The organism is Bacteroides hominis (genome assembly GCF_033042785.2).
Lineage (GTDB): Bacteria > Bacteroidota > Bacteroidia > Bacteroidales > Bacteroidaceae > Bacteroides > Bacteroides hominis.
Genome location: NZ_CP178829.1, coordinates 4,713,987 through 4,739,039 on the forward strand (window position 1 = coordinate 4,713,987; position 25,053 = coordinate 4,739,039).

The 25,053-nt window shown below is 47.8% G+C and carries 20 protein-coding genes; 11 read left to right on the plus strand and 9 right to left on the minus strand.

The annotated features are described in order from the left end of the window. Window positions 1-27: 27 nt before the first annotated feature. Together R3O62_RS19890 and R3O62_RS19895 are read left to right on the plus strand one after the other, a co-directional pair. A complete protein-coding gene (locus R3O62_RS19890; RefSeq protein WP_005807708.1) occupies window positions 28-570 on the plus strand; it encodes a chromate transporter in 543 nt (180 codons plus the stop codon). A gap of 25 nt (window positions 571-595) precedes the next feature. After that, window positions 596-1,144, plus strand: coding sequence for a chromate transporter (locus R3O62_RS19895; protein ID WP_005780686.1), 549 nt, complete (start codon window positions 596-598; stop codon window positions 1,142-1,144). 142 nt (window positions 1,145-1,286) lie between these two features. Here the strand turns inward: R3O62_RS19895 and R3O62_RS19900 are convergent, their stop codons facing one another. Beyond that, window positions 1,287-2,795: a glycoside hydrolase family 10 protein gene (locus R3O62_RS19900; protein ID WP_005807709.1), complete on the minus strand. Its 1,509-nt coding sequence runs from the start codon at window positions 2,793-2,795 to the stop codon at window positions 1,287-1,289. Window positions 2,796-2,964: 169 nt separating this feature from the next. Between R3O62_RS19900 and uvrA the strand changes: the two genes are divergently transcribed. Beyond that, window positions 2,965-5,742 (plus strand): excinuclease ABC subunit UvrA, encoded by a 2,778-nt coding sequence (uvrA, locus tag R3O62_RS19905; protein WP_032540178.1) that lies wholly within the window; start codon window positions 2,965-2,967, stop codon window positions 5,740-5,742. Window positions 5,743-5,910: 168 nt separating this feature from the next. On the opposite strand, the gene R3O62_RS19910 is transcribed toward uvrA, so the two are convergent. The 3 genes from R3O62_RS19910 to R3O62_RS19920 are packed head-to-tail and all read right to left on the minus strand — an operon-like array spanning window position 5,911 to window position 8,084. After that, window positions 5,911-6,393, minus strand: a complete 483-nt coding sequence (locus tag R3O62_RS19910) for an outer membrane beta-barrel protein (RefSeq protein WP_005807711.1) — start codon at window positions 6,391-6,393, stop codon at window positions 5,911-5,913. A 7-nt stretch (window positions 6,394-6,400) separates the two neighbouring features. Beyond that, window positions 6,401-6,631, minus strand: a complete 231-nt coding sequence (locus tag R3O62_RS19915; RefSeq protein ID WP_005807712.1) for a hypothetical protein — start codon at window positions 6,629-6,631, stop codon at window positions 6,401-6,403. 7 nt (window positions 6,632-6,638) lie between these two features. Beyond that, complete coding sequence (locus R3O62_RS19920) at window positions 6,639-8,084, minus strand: carbon starvation protein A (RefSeq protein WP_022011283.1); 1,446 nt, start codon at window positions 8,082-8,084, stop codon at window positions 6,639-6,641. 266 nt (window positions 8,085-8,350) lie between these two features. Between R3O62_RS19920 and R3O62_RS19925 the strand changes: the two genes are divergently transcribed. Both R3O62_RS19925 and R3O62_RS19930 read left to right on the plus strand, forming a co-directional pair. Next, a complete protein-coding gene (locus R3O62_RS19925; protein ID WP_317472824.1) occupies window positions 8,351-9,868 on the plus strand; it encodes a glycoside hydrolase family 10 protein in 1,518 nt (505 codons plus the stop codon). Window positions 9,869-9,950: 82 nt separating this feature from the next. Further along, a complete protein-coding gene (locus tag R3O62_RS19930) occupies window positions 9,951-12,221 on the plus strand; it encodes a sensor histidine kinase (protein ID WP_317472834.1) in 2,271 nt (756 codons plus the stop codon). Between the two features lie 8 nt (window positions 12,222-12,229). Here R3O62_RS19930 and R3O62_RS19935 read toward each other — a convergent pair whose 3' ends face one another. Beyond that, a complete protein-coding gene (locus tag R3O62_RS19935) occupies window positions 12,230-13,411 on the minus strand; it encodes a hypothetical protein (protein ID WP_032535696.1) in 1,182 nt (393 codons plus the stop codon). Between the two features lie 769 nt (window positions 13,412-14,180). Between R3O62_RS19935 and R3O62_RS19940 the strand changes: the two genes are divergently transcribed. The 6 genes from R3O62_RS19940 to R3O62_RS19965 all read left to right on the plus strand — a co-directional run bounded on the left by R3O62_RS19940 (window position 14,181) and on the right by R3O62_RS19965 (window position 21,381). Continuing rightward, window positions 14,181-15,359, plus strand: coding sequence for an ATP-binding protein (locus tag R3O62_RS19940; RefSeq protein ID WP_165015586.1), 1,179 nt, complete (start codon window positions 14,181-14,183; stop codon window positions 15,357-15,359). An 18-nt stretch (window positions 15,360-15,377) separates the two neighbouring features. Then, window positions 15,378-15,956: a DUF4870 domain-containing protein gene (locus R3O62_RS19945; protein ID WP_044300998.1), complete on the plus strand. Its 579-nt coding sequence runs from the start codon at window positions 15,378-15,380 to the stop codon at window positions 15,954-15,956. A 14-nt stretch (window positions 15,957-15,970) separates the two neighbouring features. Continuing rightward, the gene (locus tag R3O62_RS19950) at window positions 15,971-16,498 is read left to right on the plus strand and encodes a DUF4870 domain-containing protein (protein ID WP_005807718.1); all 528 of its coding nucleotides are present in this window, start codon (window positions 15,971-15,973) and stop codon (window positions 16,496-16,498) included. Between the two features lie 13 nt (window positions 16,499-16,511). Continuing rightward, on the plus strand, window positions 16,512-17,084 hold the full coding sequence (locus R3O62_RS19955; RefSeq protein ID WP_022011288.1) for a DUF4870 domain-containing protein: 573 nt from the start codon (window positions 16,512-16,514) through the stop codon (window positions 17,082-17,084). A gap of 36 nt (window positions 17,085-17,120) precedes the next feature. Next, complete coding sequence (gene nifJ, locus R3O62_RS19960) at window positions 17,121-20,675, plus strand: pyruvate:ferredoxin (flavodoxin) oxidoreductase (RefSeq protein WP_005807720.1); 3,555 nt, start codon at window positions 17,121-17,123, stop codon at window positions 20,673-20,675. Between the two features lie 202 nt (window positions 20,676-20,877). Then, a complete protein-coding gene (locus R3O62_RS19965; RefSeq protein ID WP_250720424.1) occupies window positions 20,878-21,381 on the plus strand; it encodes a GNAT family N-acetyltransferase in 504 nt (167 codons plus the stop codon). A 41-nt stretch (window positions 21,382-21,422) separates the two neighbouring features. Here the strand turns inward: R3O62_RS19965 and R3O62_RS19970 are convergent, their stop codons facing one another. From R3O62_RS19970 to R3O62_RS19985, 4 genes are all read right to left on the minus strand, one after another. Continuing rightward, the gene (locus tag R3O62_RS19970) at window positions 21,423-22,280 is read right to left on the minus strand and encodes a glycine betaine ABC transporter substrate-binding protein (protein ID WP_317472825.1); all 858 of its coding nucleotides are present in this window, start codon (window positions 22,278-22,280) and stop codon (window positions 21,423-21,425) included. Between the two features lie 18 nt (window positions 22,281-22,298). Next, the gene (locus R3O62_RS19975) at window positions 22,299-23,123 is read right to left on the minus strand and encodes an ABC transporter permease (RefSeq protein WP_005780712.1); all 825 of its coding nucleotides are present in this window, start codon (window positions 23,121-23,123) and stop codon (window positions 22,299-22,301) included. After that, complete coding sequence (locus tag R3O62_RS19980) at window positions 23,120-24,346, minus strand: quaternary amine ABC transporter ATP-binding protein (RefSeq protein WP_044300994.1); 1,227 nt, start codon at window positions 24,344-24,346, stop codon at window positions 23,120-23,122. The genes R3O62_RS19975 and R3O62_RS19980 overlap by 4 nt, the downstream gene beginning before the upstream one ends. A gap of 341 nt (window positions 24,347-24,687) precedes the next feature. Beyond that, window positions 24,688-25,023 carry an MGMT family protein gene (locus R3O62_RS19985; protein WP_250708429.1) on the minus strand — a complete coding sequence of 112 codons (336 nt, stop codon included), beginning with the start codon at window positions 25,021-25,023 and terminating at the stop codon, window positions 24,688-24,690. Between the last annotated feature and the right edge of the window lie 30 nt (window positions 25,024-25,053).

Genomic DNA, 25,053 nt, shown 5'->3' on the forward strand with positions numbered 1-25,053 from the left:
AAAAAGAGAATAAGAGTAACATATCAAATGAATATTTATCTTGAAGCGTTCGGCATCTTTTTCAAGATTGGTGCCTTTACTATCGGAGGTGGCTATGCCATGGTACCTCTGATAGAAAACGAAATCGTAACCAAACGGAACTGGATTTCCAAGGATGACTTCGTTGATCTGCTTGCCATATCCCAGTCGGCACCGGGCATCCTGGCGGTAAACATTTCCATCTTTATCGGATATAAACTGCGCGGTATACGCGGGAGCCTTGTAACTGCCCTTGGAACGGTGCTCCCGTCGTTTATCATCATACTGGCCATTGCCATGTTTTTCCATAACTTCAAAGATAACCCCATCGTAGAACGTATCTTCAAGGGTATCCGCCCGGCAGTGGTCGCACTGATTGCGGCACCCACTTTCAGTATGGCGAAATCTGCCAAAGTCAACCGGTATACAATCTGGATTCCGGTTGTTTCTGCCCTGCTTATCTGGTTACTGGGCTTCTCTCCTATCTGGATTATTATCGCGGCAGGCGTAGGCGGCTTTTGCTGGGGAAAATGGAAACAGTCACATCGCTAATCATCCACTTTGACATTTAAACATTATGATCTACCTGCAACTCTTTTATACATTCTTCAAGATCGGACTATTTGGCTTCGGAGGCGGATATGCCATGCTCTCAATGATTCAGGGTGAAGTCGTGACACGCTATGACTGGGTTAGCACTCAGGAGTTTACCGACATTGTAGCCATCAGTCAATCCACTCCCGGACCTATTGGTATCAATGCCGCCACTTATGTGGGTTTTACGGCTACGGGCAGTGTCTGGGGATCTGTCATCGCCACGTTTGCAGTAGTGCTCCCCTCTTTTATCCTGATGCTCACCATCAGTAAGTTTTTTCTGAAATACCAAAAACATCCTGCCGTAGAAGCTGTTTTCAGCGGACTCCGACCTGCCGTAGTAGGACTGCTGGCGTCGGCAGCACTGGTCTTGATGAATACGGAGAATTTCGGTTCACCGACAGGGGATACTTATACATTTGTAATAAGCATTATCATCTTCTTAGTGGCCTTTATCGGAACGAAAAAGTACAATGCCAACCCGATTCTGATGATTATTGCCTGCGGAATAGCAGGACTGATATTATATTAGGAGAGGATTGATGAACCACAGGATGACACATTGATGAACCACAGAGTTTTCAGACAAAAGAACATAAGAACAAATAAAGAATAGCCTGTTCTTTTGTTCTTATGTCTAAAAAAAGCTCTGTGTTACTCTGTGGTGAACTACTTTATAATTTCACCTTCTTACTTACCGATTTCGATTCATTGTGCAAGCGGTCGAGTGCTGTCACAACATAACGGTATTTGGTCTTTCCGTCATCGTAGGGAAGTTTATAGAAATTGTTTCGGGTAATGGCAACGATATGCGAAGCGTCATCAATGTTCACTTTCTCTTTTCCATCAAAACGGTAAACCACATATTGCACGGCACGGTCCATCTCGTCTTTTGCTTTCGGAGCAGTCCAGAAAAGCATATAGCCATCTTCCGTCCACACTTTTTTCACTTTACGCACCTTGCCCGGAGCCTTATCGTCCATAAAATCGAAGACAGGAACCAGAGCAGGATACTTATGATACTCTTGCACAAGTGCGTCCCGATACTTCCCGGCATTTTCCACCACAGCGCTTGCCGGCCATTGGCAACTTCCGCCGATAGTCTGATAAGCTCTTTCCAGAGCCATCTTGCGAGGCAACTGATTGATGGACGGATTTTTCGGATCGGCATTCTGAACCGTATTCATTACGGATTGGCCGATGAACAAAGGACGGTTCTCCGTATTCTTTGCCCACCACTTCACCAGGGTTTCATAATCGGCAGCGGGGTGACCTATCTGCCAGTATATCTGCGGGATGTTATAATCCACCCAGCCATTACGCGCCCAGAGCAATACATCGGCATACAGGTCATCGTAATTCTGCAAACCATTTGTTTTACTACCCAACGGATCGTTCTTCTCGTTACGGTAAATACCGAACGGACTGATACCGAATTTCACCCAGGGTTTCAAGCCGCGGATGGTTTCATGAATCTTCTGGATCAGTATGTTCACGTTGCTTCGGCGCCAGTCGGCACGGTTGGTGAATCCTCCGCCGTAACGGGCAAAGCTCGCATCATCGGGGAAGTCGACGCCCTTTGCCGGATAAGGATAAAAGTAGTCGTCCATATGGATGGCATCCACATCGTAACGCGAAACAATGTCTGCCACCACCATACAGATGTGACGGCGGCTCTCGGGCAATGCCGGATCAAAATACAATTGATTATTGTAGGTGACAAACCATTCAGGATGGATATTGTACAGGTGATTGGCTGCCAGTTCACTCTTGAGCGATGTCTTTACCCGGTAAGGGTTGATCCACGCATGGAACTCCATTCCCCGTTTATGGCATTCGTCAATCATAAACTGCATCGGGTCCCAATAAGGCGAAGGTGCCTGTCCCTGCACACCGGTCAGGAAACGGCTCCACGGCTCCAATTGCGAAGCATACAAGGCATCCGCTTCGGGGCGCACCTGAAATATGATTGCATTGATACCTGCTCCCTGCAAAGAGTTGAGCTGATCAATGAGTGTCTGTTTCAGCTTCTCGGTAGGTATGCCACGGAACTGACCATTCACTGCCTGTATCCACGCTCCGCGGAATTCTCTCTTCGGATAAGGGCTTTGTTGTTGGATTTGTGCCCCCACTCCTGTTGCAAGGAAGAGAGCTAAAAGAAGAATCAATTTTCTCAGGTTCATAATCGGTTTCATAAAAATGTGGTGCAAAGATACAATTTTGCTCCTCATTTGCAACGGCTAAGCGAGCAATTCACTATTCGCAAGGTGTTTTTAAGATAAAAGTTCCTTTCTCTGTTAGGTTAAACGTTTCCGACTCGTTATCTTTGCAGTCCAAGTAACGAAAACGCTTATGACTGACAGTAAATACATCTCCATAAAGGGGGCCAGAGTCAACAATCTGAAGAATATTGACGTAAACATTCCCCGCAATAAACTGGTGGTGATAACCGGCCTTTCCGGTTCCGGAAAATCATCGCTTGCTTTCGACACCCTCTATGCCGAGGGACAGCGCCGCTATGTAGAAAGCCTCAGCAGTTATGCCCGCCAGTTCCTGGGCCGAATGAGCAAACCGGAATGTGACTTTATCAAAGGGATTCCGCCTGCCATCGCCATCGAACAGAAGGTAAACAGCCGCAACCCGCGCTCCACGGTGGGTACTTCGACCGAAATCTACGAGTACCTGCGCCTGCTTTATGCCCGTGTGGGCAAAACCTACAGCCCTGTCAGCGGTGAAGAAGTGAAAAAACACTCCATCGAGGACATTGTAAACTGCATGCTCTCATATCCCGAAGGAACCCGCTACACGGTGTTGACGCAGATTTTCCTGCACGACGGACGCACACTTGAACAGCAATTGGAGATCGACCAGAAACAAGGTTTCAACCGTCTTGAAGTGAACGGTGAGATGGTGCGTATCGACGAATACGCTGCCGGCAAAGACGACGTGGTCTACCTTCTCGTCGACCGAATGACGGTGGCAACAACCAAGGATGCCGTCAGCCGCCTGACCGACTCGGCCGAAACAGCCATGTACGAAGGCAATGGCATGTGTATGCTTCGCTTTTACCAACCGGACGGATCGACCCGGCTTCACACCTTCAGCACCAAGTTCGAGGCCGACGGCATCATATTTGAAGAACCGAACGACCAGATGTTTTCGTTCAACTCACCGATCGGTGCCTGTCCGGTATGCGAAGGATTCGGCAAGGTGATCGGCATCGACGAACATCTGGTAGTGCCCAACCGTTCGTTGTCGGTCTACGACGGAGCCATCGTCTGCTGGCGGGGCGAGAAGATGGGTGAATGGCGCGAAGAACTGATTCACAATGCAGAAAAATTCAACTTCCCGATTTTCACCCCTTACTACGAGCTGACCGATGAACAGCGCCGGGTGTTGTGGGAAGGAAACCAATATTTCCACGGCATCAACGACTTTTTCAAGATGCTTGAAGAGAACCAGTACAAAATTCAATATCGTGTGATGCTGGCACGCTATCGTGGAAAGACGCTTTGTCCGAAATGCCACGGTACCCGCCTGAAGCCCGAAGCGGGATACGTGCGCGTAGGTGGAAAAAACATCTCGGAACTGGTGGACCTGCCCATCACCGAATTGCAGAAGTTCTTCGATTCGCTTGAACTGAACGAACACGACCAAGCCGTGGCACGCCGCATCCTGACAGAGATCAACAGCCGCATCCGTTTCCTGATCGATGTGGGATTGGGGTATCTCACCCTGAACCGGCTCAGTAATTCGCTCTCGGGCGGTGAAAGCCAGCGCATCAACCTGGCCACTTCGCTGGGAAGCAGTCTGGTGGGCAGTCTCTACATCCTCGACGAACCCAGTATCGGGCTTCACAGCCGGGATACGGACCGCCTGATCCACGTACTCCGCCAACTCCAACAGTTGGGCAATACGGTAGTGGTGGTGGAACATGACGAAGAGATCATACGTGCAGCGGACTACATCATCGACATCGGTCCGAATGCCGGCCGGCTGGGCGGACAGGTAGTCTACCAGGGGGATATGAAAGATTTACAGAAAGGCAGCAACAGTTACACTGTGAAATACCTGCTGGGCGAGGAAAACATTCCCGTACCGGAACACCGCCGCCCGTGGAACAACTATATCGAGATAAAAGGTGCCCGCGAAAACAACCTGAAAGGAGTAGACGTACGCTTCCCACTCAATGTGATGACCGTCGTAACAGGGGTCAGCGGATCGGGAAAGAGCACACTGGTACGTGACATCTTCTACCGGGCGCTGAAGCGTGAACTGGACGAATGCACTGAACGCCCGGGTGAGTTTGCATCCATCGGAGGCGACCTGCGCAACCTGCGCAACGTGGAGTTTGTCGATCAGAACCCCATCGGTAAGTCCTCCCGTTCGAATCCGGTAACCTACATCAAAGCATACGACGAAATCCGTAAGCTCTGGGCAGATCAGCCACTGGCCAAGCAGATGGGCTATACGGCAGGCTATTTCAGCTTTAACAACGAGGGCGGACGCTGCGAAGAGTGCAAAGGCGACGGAACCATCACAGTGGAGATGCAGTTCATGGCCGACCTGGTGCTGGAGTGTGAATCATGCCACGGCAAACGCTTCAAAGCCGATACGCTGGAAGTGAAGTTCCAGGATAAAAACATTTATGACGTACTGGAGATGACGGTCAACCAAGCCATCGAGTTCTTCACGGAACACGGGCAAAAGAAGATCGTAAAGAAGCTGATCCCCCTGCAGGATGTCGGTTTGGGATATATCAAGCTGGGACAATCATCGTCCACCCTCTCGGGAGGAGAGAACCAACGCGTGAAACTGGCTTATTACCTGAGTCAGGAGAAAGCGGACCCGACTTTGTTCATCTTCGACGAACCGACCACCGGACTGCACTTCCACGATATACGCAAGCTGCTTGACGCATTCGATGCGCTGATCCGTCGCGGACACTCCATCGTGATCATCGAGCACAACATGGATGTCATAAAATGTGCCGATTACGTGATAGACCTCGGACCGGAGGGCGGAGACAAAGGCGGTAATATTGTGGCAGTCGGGACACCGGAAGAGGTGGCTGCCTGTGCGGCAAGTTATACGGGACAATTCCTGCAGGAGAAACTGAACCACTTGTAAAACAAGTAAGGGTTCTCTAATCAATTTTATCGGGAACTCACCACAAAGGGGCTGTCAAAAGTCTTTTCACCACAGAATACACAGATTATCAATATGGATAATCAATGACTTGAAATTCACCCTGTGTTACTCTGTGCCCTCTGTGGTGAGTTCCTTTTAAAGGAAAAATCAGAAGTAGAAGCCGAAGCCGACTTTCAGTCCGAACTTCGACCAATCGCTGTCTTTAAAACTCAAATCATAGTAAACAGCCGGCTCTATGGTCACTGTCCGTGTCAGGAAAAAAGCATAACCGGCCTCTGCACCAAGCGCAAAGTCGGTGGTGTCTCCCACCTTCCAGTTATAGCGGTTCATCTTCAATCCGGCACCTAAATAAATGCCACACTTATCAAAGTAATATCTTCCTCCGACACCCAGCGTGTATTTATCCTCAGGTTTGCTCCAGTTGGCACCGGCTGTAACCATCAACGCCACATTGTCCACCAGAAAGGCTCCGCCTTGCGCCTGCAATCCGAACTGTGTTTTCTCGGACTTGCTGTAAGAGAGTCCCAGCCCCGTCACCGAGGGATTCACAATCCACTTTCCTTTCTCAAACTGTGCCTGTGCCGTCACTGAAACAACAAGCAGACATACCATCCACATTAATTTCTTCATAACATTTCTATTTTTTCAGGTTGTTCATATGCTCTTCCTCCCGGCGGCGTTGCTGCATCTGTTCCTTTTTCCTCAGCACCAGCCAAAGAACGAGAACAATGACATACGAAGCAGCCAGGGTGAGATACTTCTCTGTATCGCTTACTTCATTATTGCGAGGCAGCAGATAAGCTGCTGTCACAGACACGTAGATCAGTAGGGCGACAGTAACCCAGGTTGATTTCTTTACTTTCTTCATACGAGTGTTAATTATGTAATAACTTCTTTAACTCCTGATTCGAGTTAAATCTATTTTTCCAAACAGCAAACCAAACGGCCGCCCCCAGCGTGCAAATACCTCCTATCGCATACGAAACGGCGTGTGACAATCCCAATCCTTCGGGAGCAATGCAAATATAAGTGGAGCAGACAGCTGTCATGAACAGGGCCGGAACCAGCGTCAATCCATACATCTTACGGGCACACGCCAGATAGACCGTAATGGCCCAGAGGGTAAATACCGACAAGGTCTGGTTGGCCCAGGCAAAGTAGCGCCAGATCATGTCGAATCCGTCCTTATCACGCAAACTATAAAGCAGCAGCCCGATGGCGGCAACAAACATCGGGACACAAATATACAAACGGCGGCGAATGCTTTTTTGTTCCAGTTTCAGGAAATCGGCAACAATCAGACGTGCCGAACGAAATGCGGTGTCGCCCGACGTAATAGGAGCAGCAATCACCCCCAGAATGGCAAGTACGCCACCCACTGCGCCGAGCCACCCTTTCGTGATGGCATCCACAATGACAGAAGCGTTGTTTTCCTCCATACCATGCTCACGATAAAAATAAGTGGCGGCAGCGGCCCAGATCAAGGCGACGATTCCCTCGGTAATCATGGCACCGTAGAATACGGGACGGCCATGACGCTCGGAAGTCATGCAACGGGCCATCAACGGGCTTTGTGTGGCATGAAATCCGGAGATGGCCCCACAGGCGATACTGACAAACATGATTGGAAAGATAGGCAATGCGGCTGCATCCGGATGGGTATTCTGCAATCCGTCCCACAACTCGGGGAGCGCCGGATGATGGACATAGAGCATCACAAGGATGCCCACTGCCATAAACAGCAAAGCTACGGCAAACAGGGGATATATCTTTCCGATGATTTTATCGACCGGCAGCAATGTGGCGAGAATATAATAGATGAATACGACAATGATCCAGAAGGTGGTATCGAGGCTGTCGGGAGTGAGCTTTGCCAGCAGTCCGGCCGGACCTGCCACAAAGACGGCACCTACCAGGATCATCAGGATGACGGTGAAGCCGCGCATCACCTGCTTGGTGGTCAGCCCCAGGTAGCGGCCCACAATTTCGGGTAAGCTCTCACCTCCGTTGCGAAGTGAAAGCATACCGGCAAAGTAGTCGTGCGTGGCACCGGCAAAGATGCTTCCCAGCACAATCCACAGGTAAGAAGCCGTACCGAACTTTGCGCCCATAATAGCTCCGAAGATGGGGCCGAGACCGGCTATATTCAGAAATTGAATCATAAAAATCTTCCAGGTGGGGAGAGGGATATAATCCACTCCGTCGGCATGTGTCAGTGCCGGGGTCTTTCGGTCGTCGGGGCCAAAGACACGCTCCACCAATCGTCCGTAAATGAAGTAACCTGCAACCAATGCCAGCAGGCAAATTGTAAATGTAATCATGGCGTGTTGAATTGTTAATCAGCGCAAATGTAACATAATCTGTGGAAACTACACAACTTTACAAAGGGTTTTGCTAACTTTGCGGACTTCTGTTCGCCACGGAAGGCAGTTTAGAAGACGTTTCACCACAGATTACACGGATTAACACAGATTAATACGAATTGATACGGATTGATACGGATTCTTTAACCGGATTCTCAATGAAATAAATTATCAATCTGTGTTAATCCGTGTAATCTGTGGTGAACATCAAAACCATTATATTTATGAATACCATCTATAAAAGCCATAACGACTCTTTCTCAGTGAAAAAGAGAGCCGGAAGAGGAACATCCCTCCTCTTTCTTTTTCTCCTCTCCTTACTTCCGCTCCATGCGCAGGCCTCCCCGAAACACGAGGTACGGGCTGCCTGGATCACTGCCGTCTACGGACTGGACTGGCCACGTACCAAAGCAACCACTCCCGCAGGCATCCGGCGGCAGAAGGAGGAGCTGATCGACATCCTCGACCGCCTGAAAGAAGCCAACTTCAATACAGTCCTTTTCCAGACACGTACCCGTGGAGATGTACTCTACCGTTCGGACATTGAACCTTTTAACTCCATACTGACCGGCAAGGTCGGCGGCGATCCCGGATACGACCCTTTGGCCTTCGCCATCGAAGAGTGCCACAAACGGGGTATGGAGTGTCATGCCTGGATGGTGACCATCCCACTTGGAGGCAAGAGACACGTAGCCTCACTCGGCAAACAATCGGTAACCAAACGCCAGCGGGACATCTGCGTGCCTTATAAAAACGAATATTTCCTCAACCCCGGACATCCCGCCACCAAAGAGTATCTGATGAAGTTGGTACGTGAAGTGGTCAGCCGCTACGACGTGGACGGAGTTCACTTCGACTACCTCCGCTATCCCGAAAACGCTCCCCGCTTCCCGGACAGTTACGACTTCCGCCGCTACGGTAAAGGACGTTCGCTGGCACAATGGCGCCGTGACAACCTGACGGACATTGTGCGTTACATCTATAACGGAGTGAAAGCCATGAAGCCCTGGGTGAAGGTGAGCACCTGTCCGGTAGGGAAATACCGCGACACGTCACGATACTCCTCCAAAGGCTGGAATGCTTTTTTCACCGTCTACCAGGATCCGCAGGGATGGCTGGGCGAGGGCATTCAAGACCAGATCTACCCGATGATGTATTTCCGCGGCAACGGCTTCTACCCCTTTGCGCTCGACTGGCAGGAGCAAAGCAACGGACGCCACATCGTGCCCGGACTGGGAATCTACTTCCTTCATCCCGACGAGGGTAACTGGACCTCCGAAGAAGTGGAACGCCAGATACATTTCATCCGCGCCAACCACTTGGCAGGCGAAGCGCATTATCGGGTAAAGTACCTGATGGACAATACCCAGGAAGTATACGACATCCTCCGGGAGCAGTTCTATCAATATCCGGCACTGCAACCGCCCATGCCGTGGATCGACAACGCGGCTCCTACCGCACCGTCGGAGCTAAGTGTAGTTTCCACCGGCGACGGATATACCCGGCTCAGCTGGAAAGCTGCCACAGATAATGACAGGCAGAATGCACCGATGTACATAATTTACGCCTCGGACACCTATCCGGTGGACATTACGAACCCGGAAAACATTCTCGTACAAAACCTGCGGGACACGCACTACACCTATGCTCCCATCCGTCCGTGGATGGCCCGGAAGTATTTTGCCGTCACGGCAGTGGACCGCTGCGGGAATGAAAGTGAGGCGACACAAGGAGAAAAATGACATTTTTTTTAATGATACAATTTAATACACTATCTTTGCAAAACAAACAACGAATCAAACAAACAAACCATCAAAACATTGAATTAAAAGTATGCGGTTCATCCTATTATTTATAAGTTGCTATATCACCATATTTTTACTCACAGCATGCTCTTTCGAAGAAGAACGACGGATATTGGTAATCCACTCTTATGAAAACGATTATCAAGGATACGCAGAATACAATAAACTGATAAAAAAGGAGTTCTCAAAAGCCCGTATACCGGTGAAACTCTCTTTCTTTTATCTAAATTGTGAACGCTATAACGAACCACAAGAAATAAAACGAATCAACCTTTTCATGGATTCTATTGCCAAATGGAAACCCGAAATCATTCTTGTGAATGATGATCAAGCCACTTATTCGTTACTGAAAAGCCACAATCCCATATTAAAAGAAATACCCATCGTGTTTTCCGGAGTCAACTATCCCAATTGGGAACTGATAAAGCAGTATGATAATGTGACCGGATTTGAAGACAAGATAGATTTTAGCAAAAACCTGAAAATGATAAAAAGGCTAACCGGTATAACTAATATTTACACGATATTGGATTATACTTTTTTAGACCGGAAAATCAGAAACCACATCAACTGTCAATTAGAGTCAACTGATATCATATCCAACTTAGACTGGCATCTGGACAAACAGGCATCATGGAAAGAAACTCACAAAGGTAACATAGTATTTACCGCCCTATCTGCACGCAAAATATCCGAGGAACAAACTGAAGACCCAACAAACGGTGCAGACTTTTTATGGGCTATCGGTAAATACAGCAAAATGCCTTATCTACAAACCAAATTAGACTATACGACGCTCACGATGGCATCTTTTTCTACCCAGATGCGCTTTACAGCCATCAATGAGCTTTTTGACTGCGGATATAATTTTCTGGGCGGATACATGACTCCGAGACACATTCAGGCACAAGAATCTGTCCATGCAGCAGTGCAGATCCTTAGAGGGAAAAACATCACTGACATGTCTATCCAAGAAAGCTCCAAAGGATATTTTATCGACTGGAACGTCATGCAAAAAGAGGGTATGACCATTGCAGACATCCCCAATGAATATACCATCATCAATATTCCCTTTAAAGCCTTGCATCCCGTCCTTTGGTGGTCCGGTTTATTGGGTAGTATCTTTTTTATTCTCGGCCTACTGTCAGGCATCACCTACTTGTATTGGCGTGAAACCCAAAAGAAGCGTTCCATCCTCTATGAATTGGAAGATGAAAAAGAATCATTGGCACTGGCAGTGGAAGGAAGCGACACTTATGCGTGGCGGTTAAAAAACAACATGATGGTATTTGAAAATGCATTCTGGAAAAACTTAGACATAACTCCCCGCCCATTGACGATTCAGGAGTTCCTCTCTTTTGTAGATGCCGAATATCTGTCCGCAGCACAATTCCTTTTGGCAAAGAACGCCATCAGCAGCAAACACTTCATAAAGCTGAAATGTGATTTCAACGGGAAGGGGTATCAATGGTGGGAACTTCGATGCAGTACCATGGAAAGCGCTTTGGGAGGGCAGAAGACCACGGGACTTTTATTGAACATAGAAGATTATAAAAAACGGGAACAAGAACTGATAGAAGCACGTAAGATGGCGGAGAAAGCAGAGCTCAAAGAGTCTTTCCTGGCCAACATGAGCCATGAAATACGTACACCATTAAACGCTATCGTCGGATTTTCCACCCTGCTTGCTTCTCCTGATGATACAGACATCTCGCAAGAAGAAAAAGACCTGTATGTGGAAACCATCCACCGCAACAACGAACTGCTACTGAAACTTGTCAATGATATATTGGAAATATCCCGGATTGAATCCGGCTACATGTCATTCAAATACGACGATTATCCGCTGGCTACTCTTATCAACGATACTTACCAGACCCATAAGGTTCTAATTTCTCAAAATATCAATTTCATACTGGAAGAGAGTGGCGAAGACATTATCGTGCATCTTGACAAAGACCGATTGATTCAGGTTATCACCAACCTCTTAAACAATGCTGTAAAATTCACTCAGGAAGGCTATATAAAACTGGGTTGGAAGTACCTTTCGCAGAATGAAGAAGTTGAAATTTATGTTGAAGATAGCGGAATAGGCATTCCGCAGTCCGAACAGAAAATGATATTCAACCGCTTCTACAAACAGAACGAATTCGCGCAAGGAACAGGACTGGGACTCTCCATCTGCAAAGTTATAGTAGAAAAACTTCAGGGGAGACTGTCATTACAGTCGATAGCAGGTGTGGGAAGCCGCTTCTCCATTTTCTTTTCCTGCAAAAAGCAATCCTTATAAACTCCGTCTCAGTCCTCCACAAGGATATATGCCCGGTAACGGCTCGTCTTCAGGACGGGGACCAATGGCAGATACCCCTTCACCACCCGGCCTTCTTCCGTATGCAGCGGGTGCCCGGCCTTCATCGCATTGTGTTCCTGCAATGCCTGCCCGTCGGATGGATAATAAGAGACACGAAACACCCCCGAAGCCCCGGATTGTACATAACGGTCGTATATCAGGCGGGACACAAGCCCCATATTCATGCGCAAATTGATTTCCACACAAGGATGGATGCGAAACGCCGGAAGAGCCCCGCACCGGCAAATCATCATATCTACTCCCAGATAACCGGCATACTCCGTTCCTAAAGAGACGGACAATCGTCTTTGCAGCTCTTCCCGAAGCCGACGTAAAGCCGCCACAGGCACATAAGCCGACAATCTTCGTTCAATCTCCACATCGGACAGCAACCGGTTTCCTTCGTAAGCTCCACCAGCGTTGGTACGGAACAAAGAGTATCCGGCAAAAGTAATCCGCCCCTTTCCGTCCGAATAAAACTCCATGGCAAAATCTTCTACCTTATTATATACAGGTTCACCGACAACTCCTCCCTGCTGCTCTATAACCCGGGCACACCAACGCTCTATCAGAGGAGTGAACACTCCCTTGCACCAGTTCAGCCCTTTACCGCTTCCGGACAAGGGGGCTTTGAGCAGACAGCGTTCCAGACTCTCTACAAATGCTCGGCAATCGGACAAAGCGGTTAGGTAACAAGACTCTCCACAAAACGCTTCATCCACTTGCAGACCGGACAACAACTTCACGGCTTGCAAACGATGGGACAGATTGCGCAACCGCCCTATATCCTCCACCGAAGGTACCGCAGCATCGGGTACTCCCAATGAAAGCAGACGTTTCCGGAGTGCCGGATTCCATCCCCAGGGAACCACCGAACGTACTTCCGAAAAATCTTCGGCCTGGGTTCTCAAAGATGCGGGAAGCGGAAATAAGTCGAGCATCTCTTCCAGAAAAGACTGATTATAGGCAGACGGAGCAAGCACACCGCACGGTCCGTCCGTAAACCATACGGGAAGCAACGCCAACTCTTCCGCCATCCGGCGGGCGGAGGCAGGCGGCATATAATTGACTTCGCCACTGGCAAGAGCCAGATCCTGATCGGGATTAAACAAGTAAAGCAGATTCGACATTAGCATCAATTAATTAAACAGAATTCATCCGGATGCAGAGACTTGTACGAGTGACAGCAACGAACAGTTACGTGTTTTTTCACCCTAAGATACATCCATGCCCGGGGATAGAAACTATCATTTAATTCCTTAAACGTATCGTCACCTGTCCTTTTGTTGCCATTTCCGGTTTTTCACTTACAAACCCTTTGTTCTCCAAGAAGCAACTAACATTAAAACCGGGAAATTTCCTGCAAATATATGCACAAAAACGCATATAAAACCGAGAAACAAGTCATTTTCTGCGGGGCAAACCGTCACTTTCCGCCAGGCAAAGACTTCACTTCCCCCGGGAAAAGACTTCACTTCTCCGGAGCAAAGCCTTCACATCTCCCGGAGTGACGATTGACAGCCCATCAACAAAGGCTCTTCTCCCCTTCCCCGACTCTATTTCCTCTCTCCCGACGAAGCATTTCAAACTAACAAAAGAAACCCTTTTTCAAAGAAATACCGGCATAAACTACCGAAAATGAAAAACTATATTTATATTTGCAAGCAAACACTGAAGTAGACAAGCAAAAGCATAATTGCCCGATTGAACTGGCTGCGTTTTTTCAGAAGCAGCTTGCCGTTGACCCGAAATAACGCCTCTACCACCTATCAGGAATACCGTTTTGACAAAATGAAGCAAAAGATAAACTTGCTAAACGAAACTACAATTTTGCTATCTCTACTTTGCAATTTCTAAAAAAAGGCTTATATTTGCCCCCCGAAAAACCCAAGAAAAGAGATGGAAACATTCTACCGCACACATGCCTACCTTGTTGAGCACACCAATGCCCCGGTCCGCCGCGACTTGATGGACGAAATAAACTGGAGTGACCGACTGATTGGTATCAAAGGAACACGTGGCGTGGGAAAAACCACTTTCCTGCTTCAATACGCCAAAGAGAAATTCGGAACCGACCGTTCATGCCTCTTTATCAACATGAACAATTTCTATTTCTCCGGACACAGTATCGTCGACTTCGCCAATGAATTCCAAAAACGGGGCGGAAAGGTATTGCTGATCGACCAAGTATTCAAGCATCCCGACTGGAGCCGCGAATTGCGTATGTGCTACGACCGTTTCCCCAATCTGAAAATCGTATTCACCGGTTCATCCGTCATGCGCCTCAAAGAAGAGAATCTGGAGTTGCGCGACATTGTGAAGAGCTACAACCTCCGGGGCTTTTCGTTCCGCGAATTTCTGAACCTGCAAACAGGCATGAAATTCCGCCATTATACACTCGAAGAGATATTAAGCAGCCACGAACAGATAGCCAAGGGAGTACTTTCAAAAGTCCGCCCGTTGGATTATTTTCAAGACTACCTCCACCACGGTTTCTACCCCTTCTTCCTTGAGAAACGCAATTTCTCGGAGAATCTGCTCAAAACCATGAACATGATGGTAGAAGTAGATATCCTGCTTATTAAACAAATTGAGCTGAAATATCTCTCAAAGATAAAAAAATTATTATATTTGTTGGCTGTAGACGGGCCGAAGGCCCCAAACGTAAGCCAATTGGCAAGCGACATACAAACATCACGCGCCACGGTGATGAATTACATCAAATATCTGGCCGACGCACGACTGATCAACCTGGTCTATCCCAAAGGGGAAGAATTCCCCAAGAAACCATCGAAGATTATGCTGCACAACCCCAATCTGATGTATTCCATCTACCCTGTAAAGGTGGAAGAACAAGATGTGCTGGACACTTTCTTTGTAAACACGATGTGGAAAGACCATAAAGTGCACAAAGGTGACAAAAACACCTCGTTCATGGTAGACGAAGTGATGCCTTTCAAGATATGCTGCGAAGGGGTGAAGATCAAGAACAACCCCGGAGTGACGTATGCTTTGCATAAGGCCGAAATTGGCCGTGGCAACCAGATACCTCTCTGGATGTTCGGTTTTTTATATTAACATCTAATCTCAGTCATTATGGATTACGAAAAGCTTGAACAACTGAAACGCCTCCACGACAGCGGAGCGTTGAACGATGAAGAATTTGAAAAAGAAAAGAAAAAGATATTGGATGAAGAAGATGCGGGCAAACCCACAACCGTACTCCCCATGGGACTGACGGAAAATACTTATCTGGCACTGATGAACTTCGCCATGTTCATACCGTATGTAGGCTGGATTGCCCCCATTGTGCTTTGGATCATGGGCAAAGAAAGTTCCGCACCCGTCAACCGCCAAGGCAAATACATCCTGAACTGGTACATCAGCTGGTTTCTGTACGGCATCGTGCTGACGGTACTCTTCATCATATTCATGTTCAGCGGCATAGTATCCATAAGCGATATGAATTATGAAAACGACCAGAGTTCTCCATTGGCGGTCCTCTTGAGCATATTCGGCGGAGGAGCCGGAATCCTGCTTCTCCTGATACTCGGAGTAGGCTGTTTCCTGTGTCTGCTGTTCCCTATCATCGGAGGCATCAAAGGGCTGAACGGAAAAACATGGAAGTATCCGCTTTCCATACCGTTTTTTAAAGTCTCAGCTTCTGGCAACTAAAACAAGGACAGATTATGGATTACAAGAAATTGGAAGAATTAAACCGGTTGCGCCAATCAGGCGCATTGACCGACGAGGAGTTCGAACAGGAAAAACAAAAGATACTGAATGGTGAATCCCGTAAAGATACATTTGGCATTTCGGACAGCAGCTATCTGGGTTTGATAAACCTTCTGCTCCTGATACCGACATGGGGATGGATTGTTTCTATCGTCGCATGGATCATCGGCAGAGATAAATCGGAAGCCATCGCCATACAAGGAAGATACATCATCAACTGGCTGATCAGTTGGGCCATTTACATGATAATAGTAGGAATTACCCTTGCGGGAAACCTTTTTGGAGCCCTTATCGGCTCGTTGAGTTCCCCTTTAGGACTGTTAAGCGGTTCTTTCTTTACGCTAAGGGCATTACCTATTATCCTTTTATCAGCTGTTTTTTTTGTGTTCCCCATCATCGGAGGCATCAAAGGACTGAACGGAAAAACATGGAAGTATCCGCTTTCCATACCGTTTTTGAAAAGCTCAGTTTCTGACAACTAAAACCATACCGGATATGGACAACAAGAAATTAGAAGAATTAAACCAGATACGCCAATCGGATACACTGACCGTAGGGATCGACCGCGAAAAACTGAAGTTTTCTGACGGAGAAAAAGCCCCGTCCAGGCTATCCCTTCCTCTTGGGGTAGAAGAGCATTGGTGTCTGGTACTGATGAATTTCCTGATACTGGTTCCTTTGATTGGATGGCTCGCTCCAATTCTTTTTTGGATGAATGCCAAAAGCATATCAGCCAAAATTAACAGACAGGGAAAATACATACTGAACTGGTACATCAGTGGCATTCTGTATTTCATAGTGTTCAATATCTGTATGCGATTCAACATGAATGCTAATATGAACTTCATCAGAGAATATACCATGACAGCGGAAGGATATGATGTTAATCTCTATCCTATGTATTTTGAGAAGTTCTTTGAAAGTCCCTCAATTGCTATCGGGGGAATTTTGATTATAATTGGTTGTATAATGTTCGCACTGTCCATTTTGTTCCCCATCATCGGGGGAATCAAAGGATGGAATAAACATACATGGAAGTATCCGCTTTCCATACCGTTTTTGAAATAAACAAATAAATTACTTACTTAAATATTATTTTTAGTTATGACTAAACAGAAGAAATTCATCACATGTGATGGTAATCAGGCTGCTGCACATATCTCGTATATGTTTTCAGAAGTAGCTGCCATTTACCCCATCACTCCTTCTTCTACGATGGCTGAATACGTAGACGAATGGGCTGCCGCAGGACGTAAGAACATCTTCGGCGAAACAGTATTGGTACAGGAAATGCAATCTGAAGGTGGTGCGGCAGGTGCTGTTCACGGTTCTCTTCAGGCCGGTGCACTGACTACTACTTACACTGCTTCTCAGGGTCTTCTTTTGATGATCCCGAACATGTATAAGATTGCCGGTGAGTTCCTGCCTTGCGTATTCCACGTATCGGCCCGTACACTGGCTTCTCACGCACTGTGTATCTTCGGTGACCATCAGGACGTAATGTCTGCACGCCAGACAGGTTTCGCCATGTTGGCTGAAGGCTCTGTACAGGAAGTGATGGACTTGGCCGGTGTTGCACACCTTGCCACAATCAAAGCCCGCGTTCCTTTCATGAACTTCTTCGACGGTTTCCGTACTTCACACGAAATCCAGAAGATCGAAATGCTGGAAAACGAGGACCTCGCTCCGCTGGTTGACCAGGAAGCTCTTGCTGAATTCCGTGCCCGTGCGCTGAACCCGATGAATCCGGTTGCCCGTGGTATGGCCGAAAACCCTGACCACTTCTTCCAGCACCGCGAATCATGCAACAACTACTATGACGCTGTTCCTGCCATCGTTGAGGAATACATGAACGAGATTTCCAAGATCACAGGACGCAAATACGGTTTGTTCGACTACTACGGAGCCGAAGATGCAGAACGCGTAATCATCGCCATGGGTTCTGTAACCGAAGCTGCCCGCGAAGCTATCGACTACCTGACCAGCCAGGGCGAGAAAGTAGGTTTGGTTGCAGTTCACCTGTACCGTCCGTTCTCTGCCAAACATTTCATGGCTGCCGTACCTAAGACTGCCAAAACAATCGCAGTACTCGATCGTACAAAAGAACCGGGTGCTAACGGCGAACCTCTGTATCTGGATGTTAAAGACTGCTTCTATGGCACAGAAAATGCTCCGGTTATCGTAGGTGGTCGTTACGGTCTGGGTTCTAAAGACACTACTCCTGCCCAGATCATCGCCGTATTCAAGAATCTGGCTATGCCGATGCCGAAAAACCACTTTACTATCGGTATCGTAGACGACGTAACTTTCACATCTCTTCCTCAGGAAGCAGAAATCGCTTTGGGCGGCGACAGCATGTTCGAAGCTAAATTCTACGGTTTGGGTGCTGACGGTACGGTAGGTGCCAATAAAAACTCAGTGAAGATTATCGGTGACAACACTGATAAACACTGTCAGGCCTACTTCTCTTATGACTCTAAGAAGTCAGGAGGTTTCACTTGCTCTCACCTGCGCTTCGGTGACGACCCTATCCGTTCTACTTATCTGGTAAACACTCCGAACTTTGTGGCTTGCCACGTTCAGGCTTACCTGCATATGTATGACGTAACCCGTGGTTTGCGTAAGAACGGTTCGTTCTTGCTGAACACCATCTGGGAAGGCGAAGAACTGGCAAAGAACCTGCCTAACAAAGTGAAGAAATACTTTGCACAGAACAACATCTCTGTATATTATATCAACGCAACCCAGATTGCACAGGAAATCGGTTTGGGCAACCGCACCAACACCATCCTCCAGTCTGCTTTCTTCCGTATCACAGGCGTGATCCCCGTAGACCAGGCTGTAGAACAGATGAAGAAATTCATCGTGAAATCTTACGGTAAGAAGGGTGAAGACGTTGTGAACAAGAACTACGCAGCTGTTGACCGCGGTGGCGAATACAAGACTTTGGCTGTTGACCCGGCTTGGGCTAACCTGCCGGATGATGCTAAAGTTGAAAACAACGACCCGGCATTCATCAACGAAGTGGTTCGTCCGATCAACGCTCAGGACGGAGACCTGCTGCCTGTATCTGCATTCAAGGGTATCGAAGACGGAACCTGGTATCAGGGTACTTCGAAATACGAAAAACGCGGTGTAGCTGCTTTCGTACCGGAATGGAACGCAGAAAACTGTATCCAGTGTAACAAGTGTGCTTACGTTTGTCCTCACGCTTCTATCCGTCCGTTTGTACTCGACGCAGAAGAGCAGAAAGGTGCAAGCTTCGAACAACTGAAAGCTGTAGGCAAAGCATTCGACGGCATGACATTCCGTATCCAGGTTGACGTTCTCGACTGTCTGGGTTGCGGTAACTGTGCCGACATCTGTCCGGGCAACCCGAAGAAGGGTGGCAAGGCTCTGACTATGAAACACCTTGAAAGCCAGTTGGCTCAGGCTGATAACTGGACTTACTGTGCAGACAACGTGAAGAGCAAACAACACTTGGTAGACATCAAGGCTAACGTGAAGAACTCTCAGTTCGCTACTCCATTGTTCGAATTCTCGGGAGCTTGCTCAGGTTGCGGTGAAACTCCGTATGTGAAACTGATTTCTCAGTTGTACGGTGATCGCGAAATGGTTGCCAACGCTACCGGATGTTCTTCTATCTACTCAGGTTCAGTACCTTCAACTCCATATACAACAAACGCAAAAGGACACGGTCCGGCTTGGGCTAACTCACTGTTCGAAGACTTCTGCGAATTTGGTTTGGGTATGGAACTGGCTAACGAAAAGATGCGTGCACGTATCGTGAAGTTATTCAACGAAATCCTGGCAGCCGACAATGCTCCGGCTGAAGCTAAGGAAGTATTGAAAGCATGGATCGAAAACATGTACGATGCAGACAAGACCAAAGAACTGGCTCCGCAGATCGAAGCAATCATCGAACAAGGTATTGCGGCAGGTTGCCCGATCAGCAAAGAGCTGAAAGGTCTGACTCAATACTTGGTTAAACGCAGCCAGTGGATCATCGGTGGTGACGGCGCTTCTTACGATATCGGTTACGGTGGTCTCGACCACGTTATCGCTTCGGGTAAGGACGTTAACATTCTGGTTCTGGATACAGAGGTTTACTCTAACACAGGTGGTCAGTCTTCTAAAGCCACTCCGGTGGGCGCCATCGCTAAATTTGCCGCTTCCGGTAAACGCGTACGTAAGAAAGACCTCGGTCTGATGGCTACTACATACGGTTATGTATATGTTGCACAGATCGCTATGGGTGCTGACCAGGCTCAGACTCTGAAAGCTATCCGCGAAGCTGAAGCATATCCCGGACCGTCACTCATCATCGCTTACGCTCCGTGTATCAACCACGGTCTGAAAGCCGGTATGGGTAAGAGCCAGGAAGAAGAAGACAAGGCTGTTAAGTGCGGTTACTGGCACTTGTGGCGTTACAACCCGGCTCTGGAGGCTGAAGGCAAGAATCCGTTCACGCTGGATAGCAAAGAACCGAACTGGGATGACTTCAAAGGCTTCCTGAAAGGCGAAGTTCGTTACGCATCGGTTATGAAACAGTATCCTGCAGAAGCAGAAGAACTGTTCCAGGCTGCCGAGGACAACGCTAAGTGGCGTTACAACAACTACAAGCGTCTGGCCAACCAGGCTTGGGGTGTTGCTGAATGATCTTTGATCAGATAATATAACTCTCAAAAGGGGGAAGGGACTAAAATAGGTTCTTTTCCCCTTTTTTGCCAAATAGAAATGAATAGGTTTCACCACAGATTACACAGATTAACACAGAACTCTTAATTCGATATATTGACGAGATAAATTATCAATCTGTGTTAATCCGTGTAATCTGTGGTGACCCCCAAACGGAATAATTATGAATATAACCATACGACCAACCCGACTTGAAGAACTCGACCAAGTGATGCCATTCTACGAACGTGCCCGCCGCTTCATGGCTGCCAATGGCAATGCCAACCAGTGGATCAACGGATACCCCGCTTCCGACGACATCCGGCAGGACATCGAAAACGGGGACAGTTATGTATTTGTAAATGAAAACGGGGAGTTGGAAGGTTGCTTTACCTTCATCCGGGGAGAAGATCCCAACTACAGGGTAATCAAAGACGGCGCTTGGCTCAACGATGCCCCTTACGGGGTAATCCATCGCATCGCATCCGGCGGACGGGTAAAGGGATTGATGGACTTATGCCTGGAATGGTGTTCGTCCCACTGTCCGAACCTGCGTGTAGACACTCACCGTGACAATAAAGTTCTCCAAAACATTCTCTTAAAGAACGGTTTCACCTATTGTGGCATCATTTATGTGAAGAACGGTACGGAACGGCTTGCCTACCAACGCACCGCCGTTACCCGATAGACAGAACTCAGAAGTTGGATTCCCGGACACACATATACCGCCTATGATTCAGGAATCCAGCTTTCTATCAGTTCCCGGTGTTCATCACGCCATTTTCGGACAAGGTCTTCTTCGTCCATCCGTGCATCTTTCAATGCTTTCATCAACGAACTGATCTCTTCTGTAGTGAATTTAATATTGCTGAAAAACTTTGCCGCAAAAGGATCTTTCTCCGTAAATCCTTTCCATCCGACGACATAGATAGATTCCACATTCCCATAAGTACCTTTCGGATCATGCAGGAACTTCAGGGGGTAGCGGTCGAACATCCAATGCGGTGTCCATCCGGTGATGACGATCCACGATTCTTTATCCATGGCTTTCTGCAAGGAAGCCAACATGGTAGAGCTACTGGAAGTAAGCAACTTATATCCATCGAGCCCGTAGTCCGCAATAGCCTTATCCGTAGTTTTCATAATGCCCGCTCCGGCATCGATCCCGACAATCTCGGAAGAGAATTGCCCTTTATGGGAAGCGAGTTCTCCGATTGAACCGATACTGACGTACTGAGGCACTACCAGCCCGACCCTTGCACTGTCATATACCTCACCGATAAACTCGATCTGATCACCATACTGATCCATGTAGTCTTTCATCGTCACAGGCAGCCAGGCATCCATAAACACATCCGCTTTCCGACGCGAAACCGACGCGAAGATGGGGGCCACATCCGCATTGAGCAGTTCTACCTCATACCCCTGCTCTTCCAGCACCACTTTGGCCAGATGACTCATGGCAATGCCCTCCAGCCAGTTGGCATAGGCGATGCTTATCTTCTTTTTCCCGGTATCCGGGTTACAGGCCGTACACATCACGGCCAGTAACAACAACAAACTTCCTATTATCCTATATTTCCGCATATCGATTCTTTCTCCTTTCTATTTTTTGTTCTTACGACGAACCATCCCTTGGGTAATCCGATCCAAAATAATTGCCAGTATCACAACCGCTATACCTCCTTCAAAGCCCAAACCAATTTTCATCTGGGTAATACCCTTCAGAACGATTTCACCCAAGCCGCCTGCCGCAATCATAGCTGCAATGACAACCATAGAAAGAGACATCATAATCGTCTGGTTCACTCCGGTCAGGATGGTGGGCAAGGCCAGAGGCAACTGCACTTTATAAAGCAGCTGCCACCGGGTGGCCCCGAACGAACGCGAAGCCTCTACCACGTTCTTCGGTACCTGGCGAATGCCAAGTCCCGTCAGCCGAATCACCGGAGGCATTGCAAAGATGATGGTGGCAAACACTCCCGGCACCACCCCCAGCCCGAAAAACAGGACGGCAGGTATCAGGTAGACAAAGGCAGGCATGGTCTGCATCAGGTCCAGTATGGGGTGTATCACTTTCTCCGCACGGTTACTGTTTGCCGTCCACACCCCGATGGGCACCCCCACGATAAGGGCGAGACAGGTAGATGACAGCACCAGTGCCAATGTCTGCATGGTGGCCTCCCAAAAGCCCATACCGTAGATAAGCAGCAACCCTAAAAGGGTGAAAACCGCCACCCCGCGCCCGGCTTTCATCCATGCCAGCAACACCATTGCAGCAATGGTCAGATAAAAGGGGATACCAAACAAGATATGCTGAAACCCATTGATAAAACTGCCGATGCCCAGATTCAGCGCATCGAAAAAAGCGGAGAAGTGTATCATCATCCAGTTGATGAGTTCTTCAATATATTGTCCTATGTTGATCATAATTCTATTGCATTTTGAATGATTTCATTGATTTCCTGTTTGTTCTTTCCGGTCACTTCGAAAATGAGCGATGACAAGGGGACGACTCCCTGAAATTCACGGCCTTCGTTCACCACCCAGATAGGAGAATTGGTTTTGGTCATCAGCGGCAGGATGTCTTCCAATATCGTATCTCCCAGCACCGAATGCACTTCTTCGCGAACAACCGACTCGATTGACTTCACCTGCTCTTTACGCAACCGGAGCAAATCCTTCAAACGCACCTCTCCCACCAACACATTGTTTGCATCTACCACAGGTAACACGGTCAGATTATGTTCGAACATTTTACGGATCAGAACTTCCGGCCCTTCTTTCTTCAACCGGGCCACGAGGGGTTTATCAACCATCACCGAAGCGGCGGTAATGATCTTGCTACGATCCACACTCTCCACGAAGCGTTCCACATAAGCATTCGCCGGCTCTGTCAGAATCTCCTCCGAAGTACCTACCTGCACCACTTCCCCATCCTTCATGATGGCAATCCGGTCACCCAGCTTGATGGCTTCATTCAAATCGTGAGTAATAAACACAATGGTCTTTTTCATTTTAGACTGTAAAGTCAGCAATTCATCCTGCATTTGTATACGGATCAAAGGATCGAGGGCAGAAAAAGCTTCATCCATCAGCAGCACTTCAGGATCGTTGGCCAGAGCACGGGCCAGCCCGACGCGTTGCTGCATCCCGCCGGACAGTTCGCCGACCATCTGATTCTCGTAACCTTTCAAACCCACCAACTGCATACTTTCCATCGCCCTGTGCTCACGTTCCTGTTTTTTCACTCCTTGCAGCTCCAGCCCGAAAGCTATGTTATGCAACACCGAACGATGGGGCAACAGTCCGAAATGCTGGAACACCATAGCCAGTTCTTTTCTCCGGATACGGAGCAGCTCTTTATCGGTAACATTCGAAATATCTCTTCCATTGATGATTACCTCACCGGAAGTAGGTTTTATCAATCGGTTGATACAACGCAGCAAAGTGGATTTCCCACTCCCCGAAAGTCCCATAATCACGAATATCTCTCCCTCCCGGACAGAGAGGTTTGCGTCTTTTACGGCAACCGTGCATCCGGTTTCCTTTAAGATCTCACTCTTGCTCTTTCCTTCTTTCAACATACGCAAAGCATGCTGCTTGTCGTTGCCAAAAATGAGATACAAGTCTTTAATCGTTATTTTACTCATACATAATAGGGTTTAGATTATTAAAAAACGGACCGGGCGGCCTACACACACGAAAACAAACACTTCTTTATAGTAAAAAAGTTAATACCGGAAAACAACGGTTGTGTTGTTCCCCCGGTCAAATATGATTTCTTAACCCGGTTATTACAGACAGGATTCCTGTCAACAGATAGTTACTATATCCCGAAAGTCAAATTCACATTCATACACAGGTATTACCCAAAGATGTGTGTACGGACAATTAAATAAACAAGCCGAGCGTTCAAATAGTTCATCACATTATTTTCGATGAACACGCCGCATGTACATAAACTGCCACAAGAAAGCCGGCATCACCCCACTCAAATACTGTCGATCTTCCACCTGTGAAGTTTAAGGTCGACACAACCGTTTTTTCGGAATGAAACACCTTCATCGGACAGCAGTTGCCGCTGTTCATCCCATCCGGGCACCAATCGCCCTATGGCATTGACTACCCGATGACAAGGAAGGCTTAAACCGGCAGGTACCTGCTTCAATGCACGCCCCACCATACGTGAATATTGCGGCATCCCGAGCAAAGCGGCAATATCACCATAAGTAACAACGCTACCGGCAGGAATTTCACGCACGACACTGTATACTTCATTGCAAAAAGTTTCGGACAAATTAGATTTATTTTCTTTATAATCTTTCATGGGTGTATCGCTTTTATGCAGCAGGTTCTT

What these genes read in the sequence shown, in the direction of transcription:
- R3O62_RS19970 (WP_317472825.1), bottom strand. Translation starts at nt 22,280, where the DNA reads ATGCGGAAATATAGGATAATAGGAAGTTTGTTGTTGTTACTGGCCGTG.
- R3O62_RS19910 (WP_005807711.1), bottom strand. Translation starts at nt 6,393, where the DNA reads ATGAAGAAATTAATGTGGATGGTATGTCTGCTTGTTGTTTCAGTGACG.
- R3O62_RS19955 (WP_022011288.1), top strand. Translation starts at nt 16,512, where the DNA reads ATGGACAACAAGAAATTAGAAGAATTAAACCAGATACGCCAATCGGAT.
- uvrA (WP_032540178.1), top strand. Translation starts at nt 2,965, where the DNA reads ATGACTGACAGTAAATACATCTCCATAAAGGGGGCCAGAGTCAACAAT.
- R3O62_RS19890 (WP_005807708.1), top strand. Translation starts at nt 28, where the DNA reads ATGAATATTTATCTTGAAGCGTTCGGCATCTTTTTCAAGATTGGTGCC.
- R3O62_RS19940 (WP_165015586.1), top strand. Translation starts at nt 14,181, where the DNA reads ATGGAAACATTCTACCGCACACATGCCTACCTTGTTGAGCACACCAAT.
- R3O62_RS19895 (WP_005780686.1), top strand. Translation starts at nt 596, where the DNA reads ATGATCTACCTGCAACTCTTTTATACATTCTTCAAGATCGGACTATTT.
- R3O62_RS19950 (WP_005807718.1), top strand. Translation starts at nt 15,971, where the DNA reads ATGGATTACAAGAAATTGGAAGAATTAAACCGGTTGCGCCAATCAGGC.
- R3O62_RS19980 (WP_044300994.1), bottom strand. Translation starts at nt 24,346, where the DNA reads ATGAGTAAAATAACGATTAAAGACTTGTATCTCATTTTTGGCAACGAC.
- R3O62_RS19935 (WP_032535696.1), bottom strand. Translation starts at nt 13,411, where the DNA reads ATGTCGAATCTGCTTTACTTGTTTAATCCCGATCAGGATCTGGCTCTT.
- R3O62_RS19965 (WP_250720424.1), top strand. Translation starts at nt 20,878, where the DNA reads ATGAATATAACCATACGACCAACCCGACTTGAAGAACTCGACCAAGTG.
- R3O62_RS19975 (WP_005780712.1), bottom strand. Translation starts at nt 23,123, where the DNA reads ATGATCAACATAGGACAATATATTGAAGAACTCATCAACTGGATGATG.
- R3O62_RS19920 (WP_022011283.1), bottom strand. Translation starts at nt 8,084, where the DNA reads ATGATTACATTTACAATTTGCCTGCTGGCATTGGTTGCAGGTTACTTC.
- R3O62_RS19985 (WP_250708429.1), bottom strand. Translation starts at nt 25,023, where the DNA reads ATGAAAGATTATAAAGAAAATAAATCTAATTTGTCCGAAACTTTTTGC.
- R3O62_RS19925 (WP_317472824.1), top strand. Translation starts at nt 8,351, where the DNA reads ATGAATACCATCTATAAAAGCCATAACGACTCTTTCTCAGTGAAAAAG.
- R3O62_RS19945 (WP_044300998.1), top strand. Translation starts at nt 15,378, where the DNA reads ATGGATTACGAAAAGCTTGAACAACTGAAACGCCTCCACGACAGCGGA.
- R3O62_RS19900 (WP_005807709.1), bottom strand. Translation starts at nt 2,795, where the DNA reads ATGAACCTGAGAAAATTGATTCTTCTTTTAGCTCTCTTCCTTGCAACA.
- R3O62_RS19915 (WP_005807712.1), bottom strand. Translation starts at nt 6,631, where the DNA reads ATGAAGAAAGTAAAGAAATCAACCTGGGTTACTGTCGCCCTACTGATC.
- nifJ (WP_005807720.1), top strand. Translation starts at nt 17,121, where the DNA reads ATGACTAAACAGAAGAAATTCATCACATGTGATGGTAATCAGGCTGCT.